Origin of the sequence: Sodalinema sp., assembly GCF_046483825.1 — a bacterium.
Classification (GTDB): domain Bacteria; phylum Cyanobacteriota; class Cyanobacteriia; order Cyanobacteriales; family Geitlerinemataceae; genus Sodalinema.
The window spans coordinates 1-9,103 of sequence record NZ_JAWOCL010000173.1 but is presented as its reverse complement, the minus strand read 5'-3'; the positions used below and the strand labels follow the sequence as shown (position 1 = coordinate 9,103).

The following is a 9,103-nucleotide window of genomic DNA, read 5'->3' as shown; positions in this document are numbered from 1 at the left end:
GGGGGAGGCTGAGGGGGGGATAAATTTTGGGATAGGTATCGGTTACTCGGGAGATTGAGGACCGCTCAGGGCCGGGTTATTGGGGGGAACAACCAGAGCATGGGATAATCAATGACGATTTTTGTCATCCTAGCTTAAAGCCGTGCGCGTTTTACTGACTATCCCTCATTATTTTAATCCTCAGGGGTCTGGCCCTCATGGCTCCTTGCAACGGAATCCTCAACCTCGGATTGAGGCCTTGACGGCTTGTGTGCGATCGCTCTACGAAACCTTGGGTCCCGTTGGGCGCTATTATGCTCACGATCGCGATCGCTTGCGCCTTGAACCCCAGCCGGCCAATACTCGCACGCAAGTTGATCTCGATATTGTCCTCTGTACGACGGGGGATTTCCATCTCTTGGAGAAACTCCCCTTACCCTCAAACGTGTTTATGCAAGAATCCTTCTCGTTAGAAGATCCCAAAAACTTAGGACTCGGCTGCCATTTAACACTCAAGCGCCAGTTAGGATTCTATGATTATTACGGCTATCTGGAAGATGATTTAATTCTCCGAGATGCCTACTTTTTCCAAAAACTTAACTGGTTCAATCAACATCTCGGCGATCAAGCGGTCTTGCAACCAAACCGTTTTGAGGTCGCGCAACAAGGAGAGCCTGCCAAGGTTTATGTCGATCCCGACTTTGAATCTATTAGCAAAAATTTTGCGGATTGTCCCCATAATTTTAGCGACAATCAAGTTCTATCGGCACAGTTTATGGGGCAACCCTTAACCTTCCATCGGGCGAGAGATCCTCATTCTGGCTGCTTTTTTCTCAATGCTCAGCAAATGGACTTCTGGAGTCAACAGCCCCATTTTATGAACTATTCTCGACAGTTTATTAGTGGTTTAGAAAGCTGCGCCACGCTGGGGTTAATGGAGACGTTCCGGGTCTATAAACCGGCTTTTGAAAACGCCAATTTCTTGGAAATTCAGCATTGTGGCGAGGCCTTGTTACGGAACTGGGATAAAAACCCTGGTTTCGGCTATATTGACCGCAAACAGTCCCAGGAAGCGGCCCAACCTGAGCAAACCGCCAGTCCGGCACAACCGTCATAGATTCACAAAAAATGGGGGTGGTGGGACTTGAACCCACACGACTGTCACCAGTCAACGGATTTTAAGTCCGTAGCGTCTACCATTCCGCCACACCCCCAAATCGGGTTTCAAATGCACTTATTTTAAGCGCATTCCTTCAATATAACTGAGATGGCTTTTTTTCGCAAGCCCTAACGCGAAATTGGTCTAAAGCAGGTAGAATGACTGCCAGTCTAGCGGCAACCGTCCATTATGCAATCCATCGACTGGCTGATCGTTCTGAGTTATTTAGTCATCACCATGGGGTTAGGGATTTACCTGTCCCGTAAAGCCTCTGGTAGCTTGGAGGACTTTTTCGTGTCTGGGCGATCGCTCCCCTGGTGGCTAGTGGGGGTGAGTATGGCCGCCACCACCTTCTCGATTGATACCCCCTTACTGATTACCGGGATTGTCGGCAACCAGGGGATTGCCGGAAACTGGCTCTGGTGGAGTTTTGGTATTTCCCATCTGCTGACGATTTATCTGTTTGCCAAAATGTGGCGGCGATCGGAAGTGATCACCGATGCCGAACTGACGGAAATCCGCTATGGGGGCGATATGGCCGCCATTTTGCGGGGTGTCAAAGCCTTTATCTTCGCCGTTCCCATGAACTGTATTGGCATTGGCTACGCCATGCTGGGGATGGTGAAGGTGGTGGATGCGTTGCAAATCTGGGAAAGTTTGGGAATCGATGCCGGAGATACCCAGTTAAAAATCTGGAGTGTGGTGGGGGTGAGTGTGTTTGTCCTCATCTATTCCGGCTTAGCGGGATTGTGGGGTGTGGTCGCCACAGACTTCTTCCAGTTTATTTTAGCCCTGTTGGGGGCGTTGCTCGTGGCAGGAATTGCCCTCGATCGCATCGGCGGGATGGACGTCCTCATTAGCCGCATCCCCGAAGTCACCGACATGAACACCCTAGCCATTCTCCCCCTTGAGTTTGGCGGCGAGGGGGGATGGATTAGCTTTAGCAAAGCCGCCGGAATTACCGCCAGTGCCTTTTTTGCCAATATCTTCATTCAATGGTGGGCCTGGCGACGCAGTGATGGGGGTGGGGAGTTTGTGCAACGGTTTGCGGCGGCCAAAACTGAGGCGGAAGCGGAGAAAGCCGCCTGGACGTTTAACATCATGCACTATGTGGTCCGGACTTGGCCCTGGATTATCGTGGCGTTGGTGGCGTTGGTGGTTTTTCCCGACTTGGAAGACAAGGAACTTGGTTATCCGATGTTGATGTTGGAGTTTCTAGGGCCGGGATTGTTGGGATTAGTGGTGGCCTCGTTGGTGGCGGCCTTTATGAGTACTGTCTCAACCTCGATTAACTGGGGTGCGTCGTTTATCACCAATGACCTCTATCGCCGCTTTATCAACGCCGAGGCTACACAAACCCAGTTAGTGTTCGTGGGACGACTCTCGTCGGTGTTGGTGACGGGTTTAGGGGCGATCGCCGCCTTCTTGGCTAATGATATCAGTCAGGTGTTTGAGTTAATTATTGCTATTGGTACGGGATCGGGTTTGGTGTTAATGCTGCGCTGGTTCTGGTGGCGAGTCAATGCTGCGGCGGAACTGACAGCCATTGTGGCCAGCTTCATTGTCGGGAGTTTAGCCACCCTAGCGGGGAGTTGGCAAGTTCCGGCGGGGAGTTGGCTAGAAACTTGGGTGGTCATTCCCATGTCTGATTATGGGATTCGCGTGATGGCGATTACGGTGATTGTCTGTACTCTCTGGATTGCGGTGATGTTCCTGACGCCTCCAGAATCGCAAGACACCCTCGATCGCTTTTATCGCCAAGCGCGTCCCGGTGGTTTAGGTTGGGGACGACAACAGGCGAATACAGGATTACTTCCGGCCCAGGATTTGCGCTTGGATTTACAACGATCGCTGGCGGCGAATCTCTTGTTATTTGGGATGTTACTCAGTTGTGGTGGCTTTCTGTTGTTGCGATCGCTCTTCGGTTGGTTCTGGCTGATTGTGGCGGTGATTGGCGGGATGTGGCTACGTCAACTCAATAAACATAAGGCGATCGCCGTTCCCCGGCCAGGAACAGGAGATTAGAGACAACGGTATCTGTTCCCTCTTGCCTCTTGCCATCCCCTCTTGGGAGGGGTTAGGGGTGGGTTATGCCTTCTCCCCCCTTTTGCCTCTTGCCATCCCCTCTTGGGAGGGGTTAGGGGTGGGTTATGCCTCTTGCCTTTTTCTAAATCTGAAAACGATCGCCCAAATAATACTGACGCACCAGAGGATTATCGTAAAGTTCCGCCGGACTTCCTGACGCGAGAATTTCCCCTTCGCGCATAATGTAGGCGCGATCGGTGATTTGGAGGGTTTCGCGGACATTGTGATCGGTGATGAGGATGCCGATATTGCGATCGCGTAAACGAGCAATCACCTCCTGGATATCATTAACGGCGATGGGGTCAATTCCCGCAAAGGGTTCATCGAGAAGCAAAAAGATGGGTTCCCCATATCCCGTCGAGAGAGAACGAGCAATTTCCGTGCGTCGTCGTTCTCCTCCCGACACCTGTCGTCCTAGCGTTGAGGCCACCTTCCCTAAATTAAACTCCTCAATGACCTGATCAAGTCGTTTGCGCCACTCTCGTCGAGGAACTCCCGTCTGTTCAAACACCAGCAAGAGATTATCTTGCACCGTCAGATTACGAAAAATACTGGCTTCTTGAGCCAAATAGCCTATCCCCATTTTGGCGCGCTCGTGCATCGGTAGGAGCGTGATGTCTCGGCGATCGAGCCAAACTCGTCCGCGATCGGGTTTCACCAATCCCGTCACCATATAAAAGGTCGTGGTTTTACCGGCCCCATTCGGTCCCAAGAGTCCCACCACCTCCCCCTGACTCACGGAGAGGTTAACGCGGCTGACAATCGAACGTTTCTGATAGGACTTGTGGATATTATCGAGGACAATTTTCATGGACTCGGGACAGCAACAGAGGGGATGAAAGAAACAAGATTAACGGATAGCCGGCGGTGCGGGAGCCGAGGGCCGTTGAGAATTGCCATTTTCGGGAATCAGATAAATGGCTTCGACTTGGCGTTCCGGAAGCGGTTGAGCCACAAAGAGACCATCATCAATCAGGTAAGTCACCACTTCGCCGCGAATGCTGTTCCCTTCCTGGAGAACAAAGACATTCCCCGTCAGCACCAGACGTTGTTCATTACTGAAAAACTGGGCCTGATTCGAGGTGGCTTGTAGATTGCGGGAGGGGAAATTCACCTGCACATTCCCTCGGGCCGTGACAATTCCCGTCCGTGCGTCGGCCTCTTGTTCATCAGCGCGAACTGTGAGCGGTGCGCCACTGTTGGACTGGGAATAGGTCGGGGGTGCGATCGCGCCAGAGAAGGCGATGGGAAGAGATAACGCCAGCGCCAAGCGCCATTTCGCCAATGTCGAGATGTTCATAATTAATAGATCACAAAGGCTAAATTGAGAGCCAATCAGAAGGATAAGGGGGTGAGCCAACCGGAACAGGTCCTCAGTTGCTGTAGTTTATCTTAGCAACGGCTGTTCTCGATCAACGATGCCATAGGACAGTCTCCAACCTGAGTCACCAGATTTCCGGTCTAGGTTGACCCAAGATGACCCAAATCGTAGCCAATCCCATCACTGGCTGTAATTTGGTCATAACTGGGTCGATAGCAATCCCTCAAACCCTTGCAAACTCGTATCCCAACCCCCTCAACTGTCACAGCCGCCAGAAGACAGTCAGCAAAGTCGCCGGGGTTGACCTCAATCTCAGGAGTCCTCAGCACACAATGAACTCATACGAAACAAACGACCTCGCACTAAGAACTCTATAAGGACTCTACCGCCATGAAAACTGCACTTCGCCTCGCCGCTCTCTCTACCCTCGCCATCTCCAGCTTCGGGACCAGCTTCGCTCCCCAAGCCGCTCAAGCCTCGACCTTCGGCGAACGAGCTGTTGCTCAAGATGACTTCGTTGCCGTTGCTGCACCCATTGGTAACACCGGACGTCACCAACTGCTCGTCATTGAACAACAATCCGACCGCCGCGATTGCTGGTCAGAAAATGGCTCCACTGTCAATCCTCTGTTAGCCAACTTCGACTTCACCGGGATTTGTGGACGTTATACCGACAGCAACGGTTACTCCATCCGCACCGCTGGACAAGATTTAGGAGTTCAATATAATCTACGCACCGTTCGCCAAGGGTCTGATCTTGTCTTACAAGGGGTTCCCTTCCTCCCCAACCGACCCACCATCGAACTCGGACGCGCTCCCTACACCAACGACTTTGTCCGCATTGACCTCAATGATGGTTGGGAGTTCTCGAAACGCACCTATCAAGGACGCGCTCTGGGTCATGTCTATCTGTCGAACGCTGAAACTCTGACCGCATTAACGCAAAACTCCAACACCAGCGCCAGCCGTCCTTCGACTCCGACGCCTCCCCGTCAACCTCAGGAGAAACAACCCACGCAACCCAGCCAAGAAGAACAGGTGCGGGACGAAATCGCACTCAGCAGCAGCCAGCAAGAGCGCATGACTGAAATCCGTCAATCCTATCTGGCTGAACAGGGCCGCCTCGAAGCTGATTTGAATCAGGCTCGTCAGGAGTTGCAAGAGATGATGATTGGCGATGCGTCAACTCGTCAAATCCGCCGCCAACGCAATCAGGTTGAACGCCTACGCCAACGGATGAGCGACAATCGTTTCTCCAGCATGATGGCGGTTCGCGAGGTGATGTCCGTTGAACAACGCACGGCCTTTGCTGACTCGATGGATTTAGACAATGCTGATGTGGATGCCGTCTTGACTGCACTAACTCGCTAATTTGTCAAGGTTTTTTCGCTCAGGCTTAGCTCAATTTCCGCCCCGGTTGTATCCAGACACCGGGGCTTTGTTGATCTAATTCCAGCAAGGTTCAACAATTAGGATGGTGATATCCCGCGCAACCACCTGAACTCGGGTTCCGGGTTCGAGGATGAGATCCCGATGTTGACATTGCGCTTTCCACCAGGTGGCGCGGTAGTACACCCGTCCTGGACAATGGTACGCAATCCGTTTCGTGACGGTGGCTTCCCCGAGTCGCCCCAAAATGGGATCATAGGGGGGTTGGGGAAGCTTGGCGGTAGACGCCATAAGGTGTTGACGAAGGCCGAACATCGGAAGTCCTCCAGGTTGGTTTGCTTGTTGATTACACCCTGAGTTTTGCGTGATTTATGCAACTCGATACTGAACTCGATACTGACATAGATGCAAGCCCTTACTAATCTGTCTGCTCTCGATGACGATTTTTACGGTTCGCCGACAAATTTTTAGCTTTTTAGCTTTTGGCGCGCGTTGCCCCGCACTCTACCCGATAGGATGAGTGTCGGGATGAGGAGCGGTCAATTGAGGGGTTCGATGCCCCGATAATTGACATACCCCCGAATCATGGACTCGGACTATTTGTAGCGATTCTTATTCCCTCTAATTCTGAAGGCCGTCAAGATAAGACTTTATCCCAATAATCAACAGAAACAGTTGCTTGAGCAATCTTTTGGCAATTGCCGTTGGCTTTGGAACTCTTGTCTTGACTTGATGAATAAAACCGACAACGACACAGGCCAAGGCTTGTCAGGATATGACCTCAAAAAACAAATACCTGCACTTAAGAAAGAATATGAATGGCTCGGATTGATGTATTCTCAATGCTTGCAACAGGTCTGTCTTAATCTAGGTGTAGCCTTTAACAACTTTTTCGAGCGAAGGGCAGATTATCCTAGCTTTAAATCTAAGCATTAAACAGTCAATCCATTATCCTCAAAACGTTCTCGTGTCACGCCGGCTCTCGTGTCATGGCTCCAGCCGTGACACGTCCCCCCGGAGGCTCTGCCTCCCGACTTACATTAAGGAATTAAACCGAGATGATCTTGAACTCGTTTTTATACCATTTGGGTCTTCTGGATCTACGGTGGGATTTGTTACAGAATATACAAAATTGTAGTAGGGGCGAAAAATTTTTCGCCCCTACAGTAACGGGTGTAATCTGCCATAAATTTTCCTTATCACCCTAAACCCAGAAGACCCTACCATTTTTTGAAATCCTTGCCAGACATACAACACCGAGGAGAGCGCGCACTTGCGGTTCGCCCCTACAGACATCTATGGCACAATTTTTGAAAATGGTATTAGAAGAATTATTGAGGAGGGTTATTAACATCGTTATTCGGAGGAGTGGGTAAAGGAACATCCCCCTCAACGGGTGTGAGAGTAACTTGTTGCTCAGAAACCGTTTGATTTGCCTCAATAATTTCGCGGATAGCTTCCTGAAAATGGGTTTGATGCACCCGCTTGGCTTCCTTGGGTTTATCTTCTCTAGCAGCTGCTACCACGGCTTGAAATACAGCATTCTTAATATCGCGACCTGAAATGTCTGCAAATTCTGTGGCTAATTCTGAAAAGTTGACAGATTCCTCTAGGGGAAGTTTCTGAGGGATTTGTACTTTCCAGATGGCGGCTCTAGCTTCTTCTGTTGGCAAATCAAACAATACTTTCCAGCGGATTCGACTTAAAAAAGCCGGATCATAATTGCGAACTAGATTGGTGGCAAAAACAACAATCCCCTGATAAGCTGATAGTTGTTTAATCATGACGCTGCGAGTTAAGTTAACCGCCGTGTCTGTGGATTGCGTTACGTTTTCCAGCCGTTTACCCAAAAATGAATCGGCTTCATCAAAAAATAGAAGAGCATTATTTTGGGTCTTCTGGTTTCAGGGTGATAAGGAAAATTTATGGCGGATTACATCCTTTGATTGTTCAGATTTAATTCGAGACTATATCAAAAGTTTGTAAAAGAATAGAACTATTCAGGAACACCTCACCCCCAAACCCATCGCAAACGAACCACTAACCCCGGCAATAACACCTCTCCCGCCAGCGTTTCTGGGTCATCTAAACACTGCTATCGACGCTCCCGGACAATAGCGGTAAACCCGTCGTGCATCTGGGTCAAGTAACCACCCCAGTCGAGCGCCATTATCGAGGTTTCATCGCTTAGGTTTAAGGTGGAGTCTAGGTTAAGGGTAATCATGATTGATCGCTGTGGCTAAAGGTGAATCGGTTAAAGACTCAATTGAGAGCGATCGCGCGATCGCCTGAATTTTATGATTCCCTCCGATATCAAAAAATAGGTGCATCCACTCCGAAGCCGCAAGAGAACGTTGTGCAAGCCAAGGAGAGGGAGTCACTTGACCCCATCCCACAATCGTACCGAGATGTGTCGGTGTTTGAAGGTCTCCGTTGAGAGTTGGCTGCATTTGGATATCTAAGTGAATACAGCCATTGAGAATCAGTTTCAGGGGTTGATCACCCGAAGCCACATCCGTCGTGATTCCCCGATCATTGAGGTCCCAGTAATAGTTCAGATGCAGGACATAATTATAAGGAAGTTGCCAACCCATGCCGAGTAACTCAGCTTCGGTAAAGTCATACTGTTGCCAGACCTCGTCAAATTGCATAATGTTTGGGAGAATTGAGAAAATTAGTTTGAAATCAGGAGAAAATGTGTTTCTCTCCGAGTTCCTGGTTGACCTAATTCATTCAGCGGTTGCTCACCCGGTCCGCCGCCCCCAGGACCATTATAAACTCGGGCATAACAGGAACCATCCGGTTTGCTCATGATTCTAACGCTGCATTGAGATCCGGGATTGCTCCAGATATGACCCTGACCACTTTTTGAGCCGCCCCGTGCTGCGATCGCAGTCCAAGCTGAAGCCATGAGTTTTGTTTCTAAGGTGGTTTTATCAATGCCTTCTATCAGGAGAGCAAGGACATCCAAAGCGGTGATAAGACGATCAGAGGACATCGTTTAAGACATCTAGTTAATGAATCTTAATCTCATAGCTCCAGCCATGACACGCCCCCCCGGAGGCAGAGCCTCCTTACTGATTCAGATTAACCCCCTCATAAAGCACAGACAACTCCAGTTCAAAATCAAGACTCTCCAGCCGGAACCGTTCCCCCGCCTCATACTGAGC

At 50.2% G+C, this 9,103-nt stretch carries 9 protein-coding genes, 1 tRNA gene and 1 pseudogene; 4 read left to right on the top strand and 7 right to left on the bottom strand.

Translation table 11 applies throughout. From position 1 onward, the window contains the following. Nucleotides 1-142 precede the first annotated feature (142 nt). Nucleotides 143-1,096, top strand: a complete 954-nt coding sequence (locus R6U67_RS11300) for a calcium-binding protein (protein ID WP_410252642.1) — start codon at nt 143-145, stop codon at nt 1,094-1,096. 12 nt (nt 1,097-1,108) lie between these two features. Here R6U67_RS11300 and R6U67_RS11295 read toward each other — a convergent pair. After that, nucleotides 1,109-1,193, bottom strand: a tRNA-Leu gene (locus R6U67_RS11295). Nucleotides 1,194-1,327: 134 nt separating this feature from the next. On the opposite strand from R6U67_RS11295, the gene R6U67_RS11290 reads away from it, so the two are divergent. After that, on the top strand, nt 1,328-3,163 hold the full coding sequence (locus R6U67_RS11290) for a sodium:solute symporter family protein (protein WP_087707193.1): 1,836 nt from the start codon (nt 1,328-1,330) through the stop codon (nt 3,161-3,163). A gap of 142 nt (nt 3,164-3,305) precedes the next feature. Here R6U67_RS11290 and lptB read toward each other — a convergent pair whose 3' ends face one another. Continuing rightward, nucleotides 3,306-4,034 carry an LPS export ABC transporter ATP-binding protein gene (gene lptB / locus R6U67_RS11285; protein ID WP_410252641.1) on the bottom strand — a complete coding sequence of 243 codons (729 nt, stop codon included), beginning with the start codon at nt 4,032-4,034 and terminating at the stop codon, nt 3,306-3,308. A 39-nt stretch (nt 4,035-4,073) separates the two neighbouring features. After that, nucleotides 4,074-4,523 carry an LptA/OstA family protein gene (locus R6U67_RS11280; RefSeq protein WP_410252640.1) on the bottom strand — a complete coding sequence of 150 codons (450 nt, stop codon included), beginning with the start codon at nt 4,521-4,523 and terminating at the stop codon, nt 4,074-4,076. A 411-nt stretch (nt 4,524-4,934) separates the two neighbouring features. Here R6U67_RS11280 and R6U67_RS11275 point away from each other — a divergent pair, with 411 nt between their 5' ends. Then, complete coding sequence (locus tag R6U67_RS11275) at nt 4,935-5,915, top strand: DUF3747 domain-containing protein (RefSeq protein WP_410252639.1); 981 nt, start codon at nt 4,935-4,937, stop codon at nt 5,913-5,915. A 75-nt stretch (nt 5,916-5,990) separates the two neighbouring features. Here R6U67_RS11275 and R6U67_RS11270 read toward each other — a convergent pair whose 3' ends face one another. Further along, nucleotides 5,991-6,224, bottom strand: a complete 234-nt coding sequence (locus R6U67_RS11270; RefSeq protein ID WP_410252638.1) for an NfeD family protein — start codon at nt 6,222-6,224, stop codon at nt 5,991-5,993. Nucleotides 6,225-6,608: 384 nt separating this feature from the next. Here R6U67_RS11270 and R6U67_RS11265 point away from each other — a divergent pair, with 384 nt between their 5' ends. Further along, the gene (locus R6U67_RS11265) at nt 6,609-6,869 is read left to right on the top strand and encodes a hypothetical protein (RefSeq protein WP_410252637.1); all 261 of its coding nucleotides are present in this window, start codon (nt 6,609-6,611) and stop codon (nt 6,867-6,869) included. 395 nt (nt 6,870-7,264) lie between these two features. On the opposite strand, the pseudogene R6U67_RS11260 reads toward R6U67_RS11265, so the two are convergent. From R6U67_RS11260 to R6U67_RS11250, 3 genes and pseudogenes are all read right to left on the bottom strand, one after another. Beyond that, nucleotides 7,265-7,819: pseudogene (locus R6U67_RS11260) on the bottom strand (AAA family ATPase); the annotation flags it as partial. Nucleotides 7,820-8,143: 324 nt separating this feature from the next. Then, nucleotides 8,144-8,584 (bottom strand): hypothetical protein, encoded by a 441-nt coding sequence (locus R6U67_RS11255; RefSeq protein ID WP_410252636.1) that lies wholly within the window; start codon nt 8,582-8,584, stop codon nt 8,144-8,146. A 23-nt stretch (nt 8,585-8,607) separates the two neighbouring features. Further along, nucleotides 8,608-8,931, bottom strand: coding sequence for a hypothetical protein (locus tag R6U67_RS11250; RefSeq protein ID WP_410252635.1), 324 nt, complete (start codon nt 8,929-8,931; stop codon nt 8,608-8,610). Nucleotides 8,932-9,103 lie beyond the last annotated feature (172 nt).

Excerpts from the sequence above, each read along its gene's own strand:
- R6U67_RS11280 (WP_410252640.1), bottom strand. The coding sequence starts at position 4,523 with ATGAACATCTCGACATTGGCGAAATGGCGCTTGGCGCTGGCGTTATCT.
- R6U67_RS11270 (WP_410252638.1), bottom strand. The coding sequence starts at position 6,224 with ATGGCGTCTACCGCCAAGCTTCCCCAACCCCCCTATGATCCCATTTTG.
- lptB (WP_410252641.1), bottom strand. The coding sequence starts at position 4,034 with ATGAAAATTGTCCTCGATAATATCCACAAGTCCTATCAGAAACGTTCG.
- R6U67_RS11255 (WP_410252636.1), bottom strand. The coding sequence starts at position 8,584 with ATGCAATTTGACGAGGTCTGGCAACAGTATGACTTTACCGAAGCTGAG.
- R6U67_RS11250 (WP_410252635.1), bottom strand. The coding sequence starts at position 8,931 with ATGTCCTCTGATCGTCTTATCACCGCTTTGGATGTCCTTGCTCTCCTG.
- R6U67_RS11290 (WP_087707193.1), top strand. The coding sequence starts at position 1,328 with ATGCAATCCATCGACTGGCTGATCGTTCTGAGTTATTTAGTCATCACC.
- R6U67_RS11275 (WP_410252639.1), top strand. The coding sequence starts at position 4,935 with ATGAAAACTGCACTTCGCCTCGCCGCTCTCTCTACCCTCGCCATCTCC.